This is a genomic window from Arthrobacter sp. MSA 4-2 (genome assembly GCF_016405885.1).
Lineage (GTDB): Bacteria > Actinomycetota > Actinomycetes > Actinomycetales > Micrococcaceae > Arthrobacter_D.
Genome location: NZ_JAEKGC010000001.1, coordinates 52,790 through 70,005, shown reverse-complemented (window position 1 = coordinate 70,005; position 17,216 = coordinate 52,790). Strand labels below are relative to the sequence as shown.

At 58.9% G+C, this 17,216-nt stretch carries 10 protein-coding genes; 5 read left to right on the top strand and 5 right to left on the bottom strand.

Translation table 11 applies throughout. The features are described from left to right. Positions 1–84: 84 nt before the first annotated feature. Genes I6N91_RS00285 through I6N91_RS00270 form a run of 4 tightly spaced genes read right to left on the bottom strand, consistent with a single transcriptional unit; the run spans position 85 to position 7,176 of the window. Positions 85–3,021, bottom strand: coding sequence for an HsdR family type I site-specific deoxyribonuclease (locus I6N91_RS00285; protein WP_198809936.1), 2,937 nt, complete (start codon positions 3,019–3,021; stop codon positions 85–87). Continuing rightward, positions 3,021–4,190: a restriction endonuclease subunit S gene (locus I6N91_RS00280; protein ID WP_198809935.1), complete on the bottom strand. Its 1,170-nt coding sequence runs from the start codon at positions 4,188–4,190 to the stop codon at positions 3,021–3,023. Before I6N91_RS00280 ends, I6N91_RS00285 begins: the two co-directional genes overlap by 1 nt. Continuing rightward, positions 4,187–5,680 (bottom strand): class I SAM-dependent DNA methyltransferase, encoded by a 1,494-nt coding sequence (locus I6N91_RS00275; protein WP_198809934.1) that lies wholly within the window; start codon positions 5,678–5,680, stop codon positions 4,187–4,189. Before I6N91_RS00275 ends, I6N91_RS00280 begins: the two co-directional genes overlap by 4 nt. Next, the gene (locus I6N91_RS00270) at positions 5,677–7,176 is read right to left on the bottom strand and encodes a class I SAM-dependent DNA methyltransferase (RefSeq protein WP_198809933.1); all 1,500 of its coding nucleotides are present in this window, start codon (positions 7,174–7,176) and stop codon (positions 5,677–5,679) included. Before I6N91_RS00270 ends, I6N91_RS00275 begins: the two co-directional genes overlap by 4 nt. A gap of 418 nt (positions 7,177–7,594) precedes the next feature. On the opposite strand from I6N91_RS00270, the gene I6N91_RS00265 reads away from it, so the two are divergent. Beyond that, positions 7,595–7,909, top strand: coding sequence for a hypothetical protein (locus I6N91_RS00265; RefSeq protein WP_198809932.1), 315 nt, complete (start codon positions 7,595–7,597; stop codon positions 7,907–7,909). Positions 7,910–8,031: 122 nt separating this feature from the next. On the opposite strand, the gene I6N91_RS17425 is transcribed toward I6N91_RS00265, so the two are convergent. After that, positions 8,032–8,448, bottom strand: a complete 417-nt coding sequence (locus I6N91_RS17425) for an FCD domain-containing protein (protein ID WP_307843195.1) — start codon at positions 8,446–8,448, stop codon at positions 8,032–8,034. A gap of 868 nt (positions 8,449–9,316) precedes the next feature. Between I6N91_RS17425 and I6N91_RS00255 the strand changes: the two genes are divergently transcribed. From I6N91_RS00255 to I6N91_RS00240, 4 genes are read left to right on the top strand one after another with little or no spacing between them, the layout of a single operon-like run. Next, on the top strand, positions 9,317–10,882 hold the full coding sequence (locus tag I6N91_RS00255) for a class I SAM-dependent DNA methyltransferase (RefSeq protein ID WP_198809930.1): 1,566 nt from the start codon (positions 9,317–9,319) through the stop codon (positions 10,880–10,882). Further along, positions 10,879–12,066, top strand: a complete 1,188-nt coding sequence (locus tag I6N91_RS00250; protein ID WP_198809929.1) for a restriction endonuclease subunit S — start codon at positions 10,879–10,881, stop codon at positions 12,064–12,066. Before I6N91_RS00255 ends, I6N91_RS00250 begins: the two co-directional genes overlap by 4 nt. Continuing rightward, the gene (locus I6N91_RS00245) at positions 12,063–13,793 is read left to right on the top strand and encodes a hypothetical protein (protein ID WP_198809928.1); all 1,731 of its coding nucleotides are present in this window, start codon (positions 12,063–12,065) and stop codon (positions 13,791–13,793) included. The genes I6N91_RS00250 and I6N91_RS00245 overlap by 4 nt, the downstream gene beginning before the upstream one ends. Beyond that, positions 13,790–16,924, top strand: coding sequence for a type I restriction endonuclease subunit R (locus tag I6N91_RS00240; RefSeq protein WP_198809927.1), 3,135 nt, complete (start codon positions 13,790–13,792; stop codon positions 16,922–16,924). The genes I6N91_RS00245 and I6N91_RS00240 overlap by 4 nt, the downstream gene beginning before the upstream one ends. The last annotated feature ends 292 nt before the right edge of the window (positions 16,925–17,216 follow it).

The following is a 17,216-nucleotide window of genomic DNA, read 5'->3' as shown; positions in this document are numbered from 1 at the left end:
GTGCCGTCTGCACTTTCGAGGATCCGGCTGTCGACCAGCGCGGGAACTGACAATTGTTCGAGTGAGCGAGCTGTTGGATGCGCGTTAGTAGTACTCGCGCACATAGCCGAGGGCCTTTTCGAAAACATCGTTGTCGCGGATTTTGAACTGGACGTAGAGTGTCCGGCGGAGAGCCTGCCGGACCTCCTGGTCGCCGCGGATCGTCGACTGCCAACCGTCGAAGCGCACACCGCGGACCACCTCATCGATGCGACTGACGACGTTCTCGACAATGATCGGAGTCTCCTCACCCCTGAGGGCACCGAAGAGTTCTGTAAGTGCGGCTATGCCCTGCTCTTCGCGAGGCACGTCGTCGGCTACTTTCTCGGCGGCAACCGTGTCCCGAGCCAACTCAAGCAGATCACGCAGGAAGTCGAGGCTGGACTGCTGGATATCGGCGTACCTCTCCCGCAGGGCGTTGAGCCGCTGACCAAGCTCGATGAAGACTGGATTGTTGAGGTGGCGCGCGATACGAGCCGTGATCTGTCTTTCAATTTCTTCCCGCGGAACGTCGTTCCGCTTTCCTGTCATGAGATCTTCGATCGTCTGGGAATCGAGGATGATCGTTTCCTCACCCTGTGGGATCTCGACCTGCACGTGCTCATTGATCAGGTCAATGGTCTTGGCGCCGAGAGCATGCCACACTAGGCGGCCAGTGATGTCGGACGGTCGCACCGACTCGTACACGTCAGTGAGCCAGCGGTAATCGTCGCGATACGGCGATAGCATGGGGTCCGGGCTGACCGCTTCCCAAAGCTGGGACACGACGCTGTAGGCCATCCCGAAAGCGTCCTTGGTCGCGTCGTTTGCGATCGCCGACTGCGCCTGTACAAGGCCCTCGTAGCCACCAACGGTTCGGTCAACGCCAGGAAAAAACAAAAGCGCAGCCGCGAGGGCGGGACCAATTTGTCCCTTAAGTTCCTCGATATTGGAGATCACCTGCTGCACGGATTTTTCGTCGAAGGCCAGCGACCTGGCAACGTCGTCGAAGATGCCAAGGTAATCCACAATCAGGCCATGAGTCTTGTTCGGCGGATAGACGCGGTTGGTGCGGGTGATGGCCTGGAGGAGCGTGTGCTCCTTGAGCGGTCTGTCGAGGTACTGGCAGTACAAGATCGGAGCATCAAATCCGGTGAGCAGCTTCGCGGTGACGATGATGATCTTGAGTGGATCTGCCGGATCGTTGAATCGCGCGACGATCTGCGCAAGTGCCTCCGCACCGGGAGTCCACTGCGCCCAGTCAGGCGAGTCGCCCCGGGACTTCGACATCACAATAGTGGACGCTTCGGAGCCAAGGTGCTTGTCCAGCTCCGACTTGTACGCAACGCAGGATGCTTTGTCGTAGGCCACGACCTGCGCTTTGAAGGCCTCAGGTTCGACCTTCGACTTGAAGTGCCCGGCAATGTCGGCGGCGATTTTTGAGATTCGCGACGGCGTTTTAATCAGCACCTCGATTGAGGCCGCCTTCTTCGACAGAGTGATCTTCTCGCTTTCCGTCAGGCGCTCATTCGTGGCGAGCTCGTCGAAGGCCGCGTCGATCGACTCCTGGTCGATGTGAAGTTCGGACAAACGAGGCTCGAAGTGCAGCGGCAGCGTAGCTCCGTCTCGGATCGAGTCCTGGAACGAGTACCGCGAGAGGTAGCCGCCCTCGTCATCCGGCGAGCCGAACCACATGAAGGTGTTGCGATCCCGCTTGTTGATCGGGGTGCCGGTTAGACCGAACAAGAATGCGTTGGGCAGAGCCTCGCGCATCTTCTGTCCGTAGTCTCCCTCTTGGGACCGGTGCGCTTCGTCGACCATTGCGATGATGTTGTCGCGGGCGTCGAGCACACCGGGCGCCTCACCGAATTTATGGATCGTGGTGATGATGACCTTCCGCGCCCCCTGGCTCAGCAGGGTTTGCAGTTGGGCGCGTGAATCCGTTGACACCAAACCGGGTACGTCGGAAGCGTTGAAGGTGCCGGTGATCTGCGTGTCGAGGTCGATACGGTCGACCACGATCAGAATCGTGGGGTTTGTCAGCTCGGCCATCGCTCGCAACTTGAGTGCCGTAAACACCATGAGCAGCGACTTACCCGAGCCTTGGAAGTGCCAAATCAAGCCCTGCTTGGTCTTGCCGAGCAGGACCCGCTCGACGATCAGATTTGTTCCCTGGAACTGTTGAAACCGCGCGATGATCTTGATTTTGCGGTGCTTTTTGTCCGTGGCGTAAATCGTGAAGAACCGCAGGAACTCGAGGACAGCCGCCGGCTTGAGGACGCCGCGGACGGCCTCCTTGACGGCGACCAGACCAATCTTGGCTGGAGCATCCTCGTTGGTCGTCTCCTCGCGCCAAGGGCCCCACAGCTCCACCGGCATCCCAACCGTGCCGTAACGGAGGTCTTTGCCTTCGGTGGCGAAGGAGAACACATTCGGCACGAAGAACTGCGGCACGCTCTGCTCGTAGTCATCATGGATTTGGGCAGCACCGTCGATCCACGTGTACGCGGATCGAACCGGCGTCTTGGCCTCACCCACGACAAGAGGGAAACCGTTGCACCACAGCACGAGGTCGAATCGCTTCTCCACCCGCCCCTGTTTGAACGTGACTTCGGTCGATATACACCACTGGTTCGATGAGTCATCTTCGAGGTTGTCGAAGTTAATCAACCTAACGGTCGTATGTTCACCATTTGGCCCGAAGGGCATCGACTTCTGTCCGGTCAGCCACGCCATGAACTCCTCATTGGCTACGACGGGATGCGGGCTGGTGCGGGCGGCTATCAGGATCGCACGGAGGTTGTAGATGACTTCGTCGGCCTTGTTCGGGTCGACAGCAATTTCCGGGTTCAGTCGGACGAGCGCGGCCTTGACCGGACCTTCCAGCATCACCTCGTCCGTCCGCCGCGGGAGCTGGTTCCCTGCCAGACACTGGGCGTCGATCGATTTCACGAGGTCCCGGACGAAGTCCCGAACCGAGTTGGCCTCGTTGAATTGAGTCATCAGCTGCCTCCAAAGATTTCGTCACTCAGTCCGATCACCAACTCTTTCAGTGTCCTTTGCTCGCTATTCAACGCTTCGATCGCGGCATTCACGGCCGACGCTTGGTGAACGAACGCTCGCTGTTCGGCGATTGTCGATCGGCCCAGCTTCATTGAAGTTGCACCACCGACGCCGATGTGGCGGATGTTTGTTCCGGACGCTGCTGACAGGAAACCACCGGTTTCAAATGCCCAATGGCAATAGTGTTCTACGAAAGCAGGAACGGAGACTCCTTCAATGGCGCGATAGCGCAGAAGGGTGTTCTGAAAACAAACCACACCAGCTATCTCCTCACGCCAGACGGCAGGCATACCGACGGAAAGTGCACTGGCACTCGCTTCGGACACGAGCACATCCCCGGCCTTCAGCGCAAACTTCTCCTGCTCCTTGGGCGTGAAATTCATCGACTTCACGTCGCCTACACCGATGCCTTGGGCGGTCACGTTCGCCGACCGCAAATACGGAACCATGTAATCCCCATTTTCGTGTTTCGGGGACCGCTGGCGACCGATAGTTATGTGAAATAGCTCATTAGCGCGTGTTTCGTCTGTTCTGACCGTAAACATCGCCGCTCGAATGTGGCTGAGTAGTGATCGAGCCGACTCTTGAGCCGATCGAAGAGCCAACCGATGGCCTTCGATGGCCCAGAAGAGATCGGCGATGCGCCTCTGCTGGTCGAGGGGCGGGAGGTCGAACTCCTGCACCTTCAGATCCCGCCAATTGATCGTCGGAGACAATGATCCGACAGAAATCTCGATGGCACGGTCGAGGAAGTAGTCACTGGAGAGAAACACAGGGAGGAATGCGGGGTCGACATAGTTAGACCGGGCTCGAAGGACGAGCGCGTGCGCCGAGCAAATGCCCTCAAACTCGGCCATAGCAACCTTCCTTTGATAGGCACGGCGACGCCCGAAAATCACGTCGCGAGAAGCGAATCGCAGCTTCTGAGCCTCCACTTTGTCAGGAGAGTCCCACCTCTGAACTGTCATGACGCCCGGATCCAGGTGCTCCAAGCCGACGTATCGCTCAACCCCGGCTTCCGATGGGTTATCGACGCGCTCGGTAATGCTGTCAATGACGTCACCGAAAGCGACGCGTTTCCACGTGGATCGGTCCAACTCGAGGCTCATGTCGACACCTCCGTCCTCAGCCGCGCGAGAACGTCAACGACCGCGGCTTCGGATTCGGCAGCCGCAACTCTCAACGCCGCAAGCGTTTCAACAACGTCGACCCGATCCATAGAACGAGCGGCCTTCACACCGGCGACATAGAGAGGGATTGCGAGACTGAATCCTTTTCTGGCGATCTCATCGAGAGTCGCTACGGCCGCAAACTGGTTGATGTCATTGAAGGCGCGGTAAGAGTCAAGGATCCTAATCTGGTGGGACTCGTGCAGGAACGACTGAGCCTGCTCCCGGGTGACTTCGTTGATCGCGTTGATAAACAGCACCTTGCCTTTGTGCTCGGCACGCTTGTTGGCGCGCAGCGTGATGACGACCGCTTCCATCGGTGAGTTGTAGAACAAACCTGCGCCGAGCCCAAGGACGCATTCAACCAGGTCTGACTTCAGAAGCGCCTCACGCAGGGCAGCTTCCTCTCGGCGAAAGAGCACGCCGTGCGGGAACAGGATCGCTGCTCGTCCCGTCTTGGGGTCGAGGCTCTTGGCGATGTGCTGGAAAAAGGCGTAGTCTGCGCGACCCTGTGGCGGTACCCCCCACAGGTTGCGCCCATAGGGGTCGTTGGTGAAGGCGTCCCGGTTCCACGCCTTGATGGAGTAGGGCGGATTAGCCAACACGACGTCGAAAGTCTGCAATTGTCCCTTGGCGCTATGGAATGCCGGCCGCGACAAAGTATCACCGTGGGCGATGTGACCGTCGGTAACACCATGCAGGAACAAGTTCATCCGCGCGATGGCCGACGTCCCGTAGTTGAGTTCCTGACCGTAGAGGCGTAGGTTGCGCCACTCCTTGCCTTGACGTTTCACCTCGGCGGCGGTGGAGATGAGCATACCTCCGGTGCCGCAAGTGGGGTCATATATGGATTCCCCCGGTTGAGGCTCCAACATAAGCGTCATCAAATGCACGAGGGTGCGGTTGGTATAAAACTCCTGCGCAGTATGGCCGGAGTCGTCAGCGAATTTTTTGATCAGAAACTCATACCCGTTGCCGAGTTCGTCCTCGGGCAAATTCGCTATCGACAGCGTCTTGGTCGAGAAATGTTCGATCAGGTCATTTAGCGTCGAGTCAGGCAGAAGGTTCTTATTGCCCCAGTCGCCGTCGCCAAAAACGCCCGGGAGGGTATCAGGGTTCGCTGACTCGATCGCTCGCATGGCTTTAAGGACCGTACTGCCGATGTCACTGGTGACAGACCGGATATCATCCCAATGACAGTTGTCGGGAATGACAAAACGATGATTCTCCGGGAGGTCAGCCAGGTTCTCGTCACCGTACACCTCCATCGCGGCGAGGTGCTCCTCGTCGTAGACGTCGGAGATCCGCTTCATAAAGACCAGCGGGAAAATGTACTGCTTGTAGTCGCCGGCGTCGATGAGGCCGCGCAGGACGACGGCGGCGCTCCACAGGTATGATTCCAGCTCGCGCTGCGTAATTCGCGTACTCATGCCGACAGCCCCCACTTCGCCAGCTCTGCCTCTAGGGCCGAGCGAGTTTCCGTGGCTCTCGCGTGGGCAGCTTCGAGGCCCGCGCGCGCTTGCTCGACCGTCAGCTTCTCACCGGCGTCGGCGGGGGCCACATAGAGTGGGATGTTCAGGTTGAAGCCATTGCCGGCTATTTCGTCTAACTCGACGACGCGTGAGAAGCCGTCAATGTCGCCGTACCTCTCGTAGGCATCAAGCAGCTGCTTAGCGTGCTCGGGCTCCAATGTGTTCTGGTTGCGCCCCTTCTTGAGCAAGCTCTCGCCATTGATGAAGAGAACCTTGCCCTGCTTGTCGCGGCGCTTCTGGTGTCGTAGAACCAGGACGCAAGCGGCCAGGCCGGTGCCGTAGAACAGGTTGGGGGCAAGTCCGATTACGGCGTCGACTACACCGGATTTCAGGATGTGAGTACGGATTCTTGCCTCCGCACCCTGACGGAAGAGTGCGCCCTGGGGCAGAACGACCGCGACACGACCGGTCTTGGGCCTTGCGGAGGTGAGCATGTGCTGCACCCACGCCCAGTCGGCGTACCCCTTCGGCGGGACGCCACCGAGGGCATTGCGGCCCCACTTGTCGGATCCCCACTCGGCATCGCCCCAGTTCTTCAACGAGAATGGCGGGTTAGCTACAACGCAGTCGAACTGCGCGAGGCGGTTCCCCGTGTAGAAGGCGGGGTCGCGCAGCGTGTCTTCGCGCACAACCTTGAAGTCCTCGACGCCGTGCAACAGCAGGTTCATGCGCGCGATGGCAGAGGTAGCGAGCACCTTCTCCTGGCCGTAGAGCTTGCCCCACAAAGTCTTGGGGCTCCCTCCGGCAGCCTTTACATGCTCGATGACCTCGATCAGCATCCCGCCGGTGCCGCAAGCCGGGTCATAAACGCTTTCACCCTCGATCGGATCGAGGATGTTGATGAGCAGACCTACGACCGAGCGTGGGGTGTAGTACTCGCCAGCCTTTTTGTTCGACTGGTCAGCGAAGCGCTTGATGAGGTATTCATACGCGTTACCGAACACATCCGGCGCCACGTTGGCGTTGGAGAGCGCCTTGCTCGAGAAGTGCTCGACCAGGTCGGCAAGCTTGCGGTCAGGCAGCTTGTCCTTGTTGGTCCAATTGGCGTTGCCGAAGATGCCGTAGAGCGTCTCAGGGTTGGCCTTCTCGATCTCGCGGAACGCCGTCTGGAGGGCACCGCCGATATTCTCGGTGTGGCCGCGCACGTCATCCCACAGGTTGCCACCAGGGATGGCAAAGCGGTGATTTTCGGCGAAGGCCGCGAACTCGTGGTCGCCGCCAGACTCCTCCAGCGCCTCAGCGAACTCTTCCAAGTAGACGTCACTGATTCGTTTGAAGAACATCAGTGGGAAAATGTATGCCTTGAAATCGGCCTGGTCGATGCTGCCGCGGAGAATGTCCGCAGCCTTAGCAAGGTACTGTTCCAGTTCGGGCAGGGAAATACGCGCACTCATAAATCAAATCCTCGAAGTCTTTCATCAAAGCCGGTGCGACACTCTCCGGACGGAGGTGTGACACCGTATCGGCTCAGTCTCACAGCCATCACCGACGAAGTATGACGCTCGGCCTAACTCGTATGCCACTCTACTGTGGAGCGAACCTCAACCAGCCTCGCTGAGACTGCTCGCCGAGAAGTGCGCCGTACCGATGCAGTAGAGTAGGACCAAGAGGTTGTTTCAGCTGGCGCCGCCGCATACGACTGGGTGGGCGTGGTGCCGCCATACCAATGCGCCCGGCTGACGCATGACTAGACGACAGTTGCAGCGATCGTCGGGGATTGCCGCCTTTCGGGAGTGACTCCCGAAACCAGCTGGTGGTGCATTTGTATCCGGGGCCGCCTTCGGTCGCAGGCCAGTGGCCTATCCTCGAATGGTGACAGACTCACTTTTCGACCTCGGCTCTGCCGCTCAGCCACCTACACCGCCCGAGAACAAGCCCATCAGGGATGACCAGATGCGCGCCATTCGCGACCAGTTCTTGGCGGCCGGAATCGACGACCAGGATCAGCGGAAGGAGATAGTCCAGTCCGCGGTGATTCGAGATGTTTCCTCGTTGCGGGATCTTTTCGAGCATGAAGCTCGCCGAATCATTGAACGCATCAAGGCCACGTCCGATGCGAAACTGAGTACTTCCGGGGCCTCCGCATGGGACCTTCGCGACGAGGACACCTGGATCGACAAGCTGTAGGCTCTTGTCGAGGACCAGAGATCTAGAGCGTGACCTCATTGCACCTGGACATTAGGTCGCTCCGTGAATGGATGAAGACCTCTTCAGAGGGTGAGCACCACACCAGGAGAACTAAGGGGTACTTATGTCCCGCCGTAGTAGCGACTGGCTTCGGCCGGTAGTTGTATCCTCATCGACCGTGTCCGGACCGGGTGACCCGTGGCGCCCTTAGAGGAAAAAGTCCGTCTCGCGCACTTGTGCTCACAGCTAGGTGAACCGGTACCGCACCCAGGGATTGTTAAAGTGCAGGATCGGAGCACTCGCCGAACGACCTGCTCGAAACTCGTCCCATGCTCCAGCGCAAGATCCCCGGTACGGTCCGCATCTCCCCCGGCGATCGTCTCAAACAGCTCCGCATGCTCGGCGATGTGTTCGGCCACCGCCGGCACCTTCTCGACCACCAGGCACCAGATTCGGGTCACCAGCTTGTCGTAGCGGATCAGCACATCCTCGAGGCGCGGGTTCGCCGCTGCCCGGTAGATTAGGCGGTGGACCTTCATGTCGAAACGCATCAGGTCGTACGGGTGCCCACCGCCAGGGCGTTCCCCGAGATAGCTGCAGCCGCCTCGCGCAGCTGGGCCCGCATCCCCGCCGTCGCCACGTGGGCAGCCCCTGGCCCTCGTTCGCCGGATCCGAATAAAGCGACACGGTCCCACCCTCGGGGATCTTCTCAACGGTCTTGTACTTGTCCGACTAGATGCCCAAACCCAACCGGAACACCGGGCCCACCGCCGTCTCCCGAAAGCCAGGATTGGCCTCGAGCACAGCATGGGGGTGAAAACGAATGTCCGGAGAGATAGAAGTGAATCAGCAGAACGATCGTGCTCATGTTCTAAAACTCATTGATCTCCTGTCTGACTGACACCCAGCGAAATCGACCGCTCAGCAACACCGCGGACTACCGACTTCTCAGAATCGCTCAGGAGTCTCTCCCGGAGCCTAATGCAGTTCAGTTACATCCCACCGGCGTTGAGTGGCTCAGCGTCGAATTTATCGATCTACCCAATGTGCCCGTCGTCCCCGACGCACTTCGCGAGCACATGAAAGGAGGGAAAAGCTTTCCCCAGTTACACCGCCACCGGTCACCGTTTCACCTCCCGCCCGTGCCTAAATTCCCGCTCAATCGAGTCAGAAGCAATGATCGCACCGCGCCCGGCGAGAACACCACCGTCGGCTCGGGGCGGGGACATAGAGCACGTGAAACCCTCTCGCCTCGAGTATCGCGGGGATAAGTTGGATCAGATCGTGGCCGACGAACTCCTAGCGTGGACCACTGGCCGCGGGGATTCTGCTGGTCACCCGTATCATTCAGCTTGAGCACACAAGTACAAATTGAGGTGCGATCGTCGCACGAAGGAGTCACAGTAGATGGCAAGACCTGTCGCAAAGCCGAAACCAGGCAAGACACTCGAACAGACGCTTTGGGAAGCCGCCGACAAGATGCGCGGCAATCAGGAGCCGAGCGAGTATAAGCACGTCGTGCTTGGACTGGTTTTCCTGAAGTACGTTTCAGATCGGTTCGAGGAGCGTCGTGTGCAGCTCAAGGACGAGCTCGCATCCGATGGCATCAAGCCTGAACGGATCGAATCGTTCCTTGAGGAACGCGACGAGTACACCAGCCACAATGTGTTCTGGGTTCCGTCGCTCTCGCGCTGGAGCTTCGTTAAGTCTCAGGCGAAGCAGCCCGGCATCGGTCAGCAGATTGACCAGGCGATGGACCTTATCGAGAAGGAGAATCCGTCTCTTCGTGGCGTCCTACCCCGCAACTATGGACGCGACAGTCTCGACAAGCGACGCCTCGGTGAGCTTGTGGACCTCGTCAGCTCCATCGGGTTCACTGAGACCGACGATCACGGTGCGGACGACGTCCTAGGCCGGGTGTACGAATACTTCCTCGGCCAATTCGCGGGCAAGGAGACCGGCAAAGACGCCGGGGCGTTCTACACACCGCGCTCGGTGGTCAAGACGCTCGTCGAAATGTTGGAGCCGTACAAGGGACGTGTCTACGACCCCGCTGCGGGCTCGGGAGGCATGTTCGTACAGTCGGCCGAGTTTGTGAAGGCGCACGGTGGCAAGCGCACTGACATATCCGTCTACGGGCAGGAGTTCACCGACACGACTTGGAAACTCGCAAAGATGAACCTCGCGCTTCGAGGCATCGAAGCCGACATGGGATCGCATTCGGACGACTCGTTCAGCAACGATCTTCACCCGGATTTGCGGGCAGATTACGTAATCGCGAATCCACCGTTCAACGTCTCGGATTGGTGGGACGCGAAATTGTCGGATGACCCCCGCTGGCAGTTCGGCACTCCACCCCCGGGCAATGCGAACTTTGCGTGGGTACAGCACTTCATCTATCATCTTGCACCCCACGGCACGGCTGGATTCGTCCTGGCGAATGGCTCTCTCTCGTCGAAGAGCGGTGGCGAGGGTGAAATCCGACGCAAACTCGTGGAAGCAGGTCTCGTCGACTGCATCGTCGCCATGCCCGACAGGCTTTTCTTCAACACCGGCATCCCAGTCTCGCTTTGGTTCGTCTCGAGGGGCCGAAACGGCAACGGTCACCGTAAACGACACGATGAGGTGCTGTTCATCGACGCCCGAAAGCTCGGCACGATGGAATCGCGCAAGCTTCGCGTACTCGGAGACGATGACATTGAAAAGATCGCGGGCACTTATCACGCTTGGCGCAATCACGAGGGAGATTACGAGGATGTTCCAGGCTTCGCGAAGTCCTCGACCCTCGACAAGATTGCAGAGCATGACTTCATCCTCACTCCCGGTCGTTACGTTGGCGCCGAAGAGGCAGAGATAGATGACGAACCAATCACCGACAAGCTAGAGCGGCTCACTGGCGAACTGTTCGATGAATTCGACCGCGGCCGAGAACTAGAGCAGGAAGTTCGGATTCGGCTTGGAGCGCTCAAGTGACGCGATCTCGACTACCGCTTGGCGAAGCGTTAGAGGTTCTCATCGATCATCGCGGCAAAACACCAAAAAAGTTGGGTGGCGACTGGTCACCGACAGGATATCGGGTAATCTCTGCGCTCAATATCAAGAACAGCGTCGTCGACACGAATGAACATCGCTTCATTTCGCACGAGATGTACGAGAAGTGGATGAACGTCAAACTTCGCAAAGGCGACGTCCTGTTGACCTCGGAAGCCCCCACGGGCGAGGTCGCATTTCTAGGCGATGACTTTGAATGGGCTTTAGGACAACGTGTTTTTGGACTACGCGGGAAGCCAGGAGTGCTGGATGGCCGCTACCTGTTTTATGCGCTTCGAGGTGGCAAACTGCGTCACGACATCATGTCGCGAACGACAGGCACAACGGTGCAGGGAATCAGGCAAGCCGAATTGGTTAAGGTGCAAATCGAGCTTCCCCCGCTCCCGGTGCAGCGCGCGATCGCCGCTACTCTCGGGGCTCTCGATGATAAAATCGAGTCCAACTCCCGGCAACGCGAGTTGCTACGTTCTCTTGGGCGAGCGCGGTATCTTGAGGCTGTTGAGCTTGGGGCATGGACCATGCCACTCGCAAGTCTGTCCCGATCAATCGCTCGCGGTGTGGCGCCTAAGTATGCCGACGAGGACAGCATGGCTCCGCTCGTCGTAAATCAAAAGTGCATTCGCGATGGTTGGGTATCGCTCGCCCCGGCCCGCCGGATGCACGACAAAGTGGTTCCTCCGCATAAACGCGCTACAGCTGGAGACATTCTGGTTAATTCCACGGGGACAGGAACTTTGGGACGTTTAGCGCGGTGGCACGAGGGCGAAGTCTTCGTCGATGGACATGTCTCGGTTGTGAAGGCAGACCCCGGGGCGGTGCCACCCACGGTGCTTGCCTACGCACTGCTTCACCGGCAAGACGATATCGAAGAGTTGGCAACCGGAAGCACTGGCCAGACCGAACTTAGCCCAACTCGGCTCGGCTCTCTCCGGGTCACCCTGCCCAGCGCTTTGCATTCCGCTGAATTGGAACCGACACTGCTCTCTTTGGAAGCGCGGGCAGAACGGCTCGCGACCGAAACATCGAGGATTGAGGCGATCCGAAAGGCTCTTCTCCCCGAGCTTTTATCTGGCCGACTTCGGGTGCCTGATGAGGAAGCCGCATGATTGACTGGCCGGTGACGCTCGTAACAGCGGCGGCCTGCATAGTCCTTTGCGGGATCATGGTCGTTGTCGCGGCTGTAGTTGCCCGCAGGACCCGCATTTCTCATGGAGGCGATCCATGGCTCCTTCGTGCGCCATTGTTGCCGCTGGTGCTTGCCGTGATTGTCGGACTTATCGGCCTCTATGCACTACTTCTTCTGGTGGCATTTGGCGCTGAGGATTTCTCTCTCCCAGCAACAGCGAATGTAGCGAACCCGGTACTCGTAGCTGCCACCTTGATAGCTGGTGCGCTCACCGCGGCCTACGCCGTTTTGCGGCTTCGTGCACATCTGATTGCTGAGGCTCGCGGGAAGCTCGATGTAACGGAGGGGGAAAGAGCCGCCGAGAAACATCGCACCGACCAAGAGTCGGCTTTGATTGAGCGATTCTCGACGGCTGTGGGCTTGCTGGCCGACGACCATGCCATTTCTCGAATCGCCGGCGCACACCTGGTCTTCGTCCTAGGGGACGAGTGGAAGAACGGAACACAGCGCTGCTTTGACGTGCTGGTTTCGCATTTACGGGGGCTTCGTGGAAACGCTGATCTGGACGATCCCGACGTTGCCGGCGGGCGCGGGACTCGGGAAGAGGTGCGACTAATAACTGCGGAGCTGTTGCGGAGACTCTCGACACCGGAAGCTGAATGGCGTATTCGCTCTGGGGATTTCCAAGGAGTGGTTCTCGGCGATGCCGACTTCTCTCGAGTAGCAGGACTCGGCGCGTTGGATCTGAGCCATTCCCTTATCCTCGGTGACCTACGGCTCCCCATCGGCGTCACCGACACCCCACCGAACCTTACGCGTATGAAATGCAATGGCGAGTTGGAAGTCCAGTGGAGTCCTTCTTGGACCGAGTTGAACGTTGCTGGAGCCATCATTGACGGCAGTATCTCACTCGCGGGAGAAAAGATGGCAGGGTCGCTCAATGCTCAGGAGGTGCGTGTCACCGGAGACATAACGCTCGGATTCGAGGAGTTCGAGGGCGACCTGTTGTTGGATGGCGCTGAGGTGCAGGGCGAGATCCAGGTCGGATCTAAGACGCTGCGCTCTAGATTTGGAACCGGAGATAGGCAGATAACACTGTCTCTCGCAGAGGCCTCATTTGCCCGGTTCAACTTGCGGAATTCCGCTCCGGGCCCGTTGCTGAACCTGTCGGGCGCTGTCGGCGCTGTAGACCTTTCGGAGTCGCGGTTCCCGTTCGAAGTGACGGCTAATGAGCTGGACGCCAGTACTGGGCTGACCCTGAGGCGCGCGCGTTTCGACGATGCGTTCGTCCTAGATGGGGCGAGCTTGCCGGAGGTAATCGACGTCGAAGGACTACTTCTCTCTGTGCGTGCGCAGAATGCGATCGAGTCGTCGGACTTTGCTCTCCGGGATCGGTTCATTGCCGCGCCCGAAAATATTGCCGTCCAGTCCGTTAACACATCCAAATTTGACTGGCGTCCAGCCATCGAGGGTTTACGGGACCACGTCAGTGCCGAGTTCGTTTTGCACGTCGAGCAGAGGTTGGGTGCGGTCGAAAATGACTTACCTCTCGACTGGGCGAACCGAGAGACCTTTACATCTCTGGTTATGCGTGAGGTGTCGAGGGCAGCGGCCCAGGCTGACGCCTCAGATAGCAGTGTGAAGCTCGTAAAAGGTACGTTGCGAGAGTCGCTGAATCTCGCGGGCGAGTCGAAGGAACGATCATGATTTCATTCAACGAAAATGTCGTCGAGCAGGCCGCTCTGGAGTATTTCGCCGAGATGGGTTACCACCGGCTCCGCGGTCCGATCATTGCCCCCGGTGAGCCTGCGTCTGAACGGGGCTCGTACGAGGACGTGATGCTCACCGGGCGGCTGCGCGATGCGATTCGCCGAGTCAATCCAGGCACGGGTCCTGCGCTCATCGAAGAGGCCGTGAAGCGAGTACAGCGCGCGGAGTCGCAAAGTCCAATCGACGAAAACGCTCGCCTACACAAGTTGATAACCGAGGGCGTGCCAGTGGAGCACCGTGGCGAAGATGGATTGCTGCGCACGTCTCGTCTGTGGCTAGTCGACTTCGAAAGTCCGGGAAACAATGACTGGGTTGTGGTTAGCCAGTTCACTATCGTAGAAAACGGCAAGCGCCGCCGACCCGATGTGCTCGTAATGGTCAATGGAATGCCGTTGGCACTGCTCGAGCTGAAGAACCTCACCGCCGAGCAGGCAACACTGAAGTCAGCCTGGAACCAAGTGCAGACTTACCGGCACGACATCCCATCCGTCTTCATACCCAATGCGATCACGGTGATTTCGGATGGCACATCGGCCGCGATGAGCAGCTACTCGGGGGCATTCGAGCACTACGCGCCATGGAAAACAATCGAGGGCCGCGAGGTTGTCAGCAACCGCCCTGCGCTTGAGGTACTGATCAAGGGTGTCTTCGAACCGAGGCGGTTCTTGGACTTGGTGAAAAACTTCATTGTGTTTAGCGACGAGACGGTCGCGGACAAGGCAACCGGGCAGCCGACGCGCGAACTCTTGAAGCGGTTGGCAAAGTTCCACCAGTTCTGGGCCGTCAATGCGGCTGTCGAGTCGACCGTGCAGGCATCCCGCCCCGATGGAGACCGACGAGGTGGGGTCGTCTGGCACACGCAGGGCTCGGGTAAGAGTTTCGAGATGGTTTTCTTCGCGGGGAAGATCATGCGGGATCAGCGCATGGCGAATCCAACATTGGTGTTCATTACTGACCGGAACGACCTTGACGACCAGCTGTTCGGTGAAACCTTCGCGCCAGCGCGCATCCTCCCTGAGATGCCGATGCAAGCGTCGACGCGGTCGGACCTCCGCATGAAACTCAAACGGGCGTCAGGCGGGATCGTGTTTACGACGCTGCAGAAGTTTGCTCCCGGCGAAGACGGCGACATCAACGCTGTGCTGACAGACCGTCGGAACGTGGTTGTGATCGCCGACGAGGCGCACCGTAGCCAGTACGGATTCAGTGAGACGCTGGATCGTCACGGCCGGCTCAAGTCAGGTCTGGCGAAACACATGCGTGATGCGCTCCCTGGTGCTACTTATCTCGGGTTCACGGGAACACCAATCGAGTCGAATGACAAGTCGACCCGTTCGGTCTTTGGCGATTACGTGGACGTCTATGACCTCACGAGGGCCGTCGAGGACGGCGCTACTGTCAGGATCTACTACGAATCCCGGTTGGCGAAGATTGACCTCTCCGCGGCCGACCTCGCAGCCCTTGATGAGCTAGCTGACAAGATCACGGAGAATGTCGAAGAAGACACGGCGATCGCTGCGAAGTCACGCTGGTCGCGGCTCGAGGCTATCATCGGTGCTGACTCGCGCCTCGACGTGGTGGCCCAAGACATCGTTGAGCACTGGGAGAGGCGGCGCGAATCCCTGTTTGGAAAGGGCATGGTCGTGGCAATGAGCCGCAGAATTGCGGTGCGCCTCTACGAGAAGATTGTCGCGCTGCGTCCTGAGTGGCACTCGGATGATCCGGCCAAGGGGAAGATCAAGGTCGTGATGACGGGGACAGCTGCTGACCCTGCGGAGTTCCAGCCTCACATCCACTCCAAAGACGTGAGGAAAAGCCTGAAGCTGCGTGCCAAGAGCGCCGACGACGAGCTGGAGCTGGTCATCGTGCGTGACATGTGGTTGACGGGATTTGATTCCCCCTCACTGCACACGATGTACGTGGACAAGTCCATGCAGGGCGCGGGCCTGATGCAGGCAATTGCGCGCGTCAACAGGACGTTCCGCGACAAACCTGGCGGACTTGTTGTCGACTACGTCGGAGTGTTCGCAAATCTCCAGACGGCGCTGGCGGAATACTCACCGTCCGATCGCGATCAGACTGGTGTCCCGATCGACGAGATGGTCCAGGTGATGCTGGAAAAGCACGACGTCATTCGTGGCCTTCTCCATGCAGTCGACTACGACGCCTCCCCTGACCTGTCGGCTTCGCAGAGGTTGGGAGAGTATGCGAGAGTCCTCGACTTCATCATGGCGGACCCTGATCGCACGTCACGGTTCAACGACCAAGTGCTCGCGCTAGCCAAGGCGTTCGCTCTGGCTGGTGCACGGGACGAAGCCGCAGCAATCAGGAATGATGTTCGTCTCTTTGCTGATGTGCGTGCGGCGATCCTCAAGATCCAGAACCCTGACTCAGGCCGCGGTGGTTCCGGCGCAGTCGAGATAGACACGGCACTCCGACAATTACTAAACGACGCAGTCGCGGCCGATCAGGTCGTCGACATTTACAAGCTCGCGGGTGTGGAGGCACCTGAAATCTCGATCCTCAGCGATGAGTTCCTCGACTCACTAGCCGACAAAGAGAAGCCAAACCTTCAAATGGGACTGCTGCGGCGCCTGCTCAACGACCAGATCCGCAGCGTGCAAAAAACGAATCTCGTGCAGGCACGAAAATTTTCTGAGATGCTCGACGAAGCGGTCAATCGCTATACGAACAGGTCATTGACGACAGCGGAGATTATTGTAGAGCTGGTTAAGCTAGCGAAGCGGATGAGAGACGCTCAGAAGCGCCACGATGAGCTCGGGCTGCGCGAGGATGAAGTCGCGTTTTACGACGCCGTCGCGCAAAGCGACGCCGCCGTTCTGGAACTCGGAGACGAGACCCTCAAAGCGATCGCACGCGACCTAGTGAAGTCAGTGCGCCAGTCAGCGACGATCGACTGGAACCTTAAGGAGTCAGTCCTCGCCACGATGCGGTCGAGGGTGCGCCGTATCCTGGCGAGATATGACTATCCACCGGATGCAGAAGCGAAGGCGATCGAGCTCGTGCTAGATCAAGCTGAGTTGTTCGCAGAACACAATTCCGCATAGGTCACCGGCCGGAGGCGAGCCTATCAAGCGAAAAGTTGCCCGGCGGGCCTCGTCGCTTCAGTTATGGTCCCGCCCCGTCGCAAAGCGTGCATAGGAGCTTAGTGCGCGGTCCTCTGCACTGCGGGCTTGGCAGCCCGCCCATCCACCGCCCCGGAGGAGTGCCTATTTGCACTTTAGTACCAAGTCGACGGCGTCGACAGAAGGCGTTCACCGTCACCACCGGCGACCGTGCGCAGTACGTCCTTATAACCGTCCCCTGCACTCATCACCCGCATCGACACCGTGACGAATT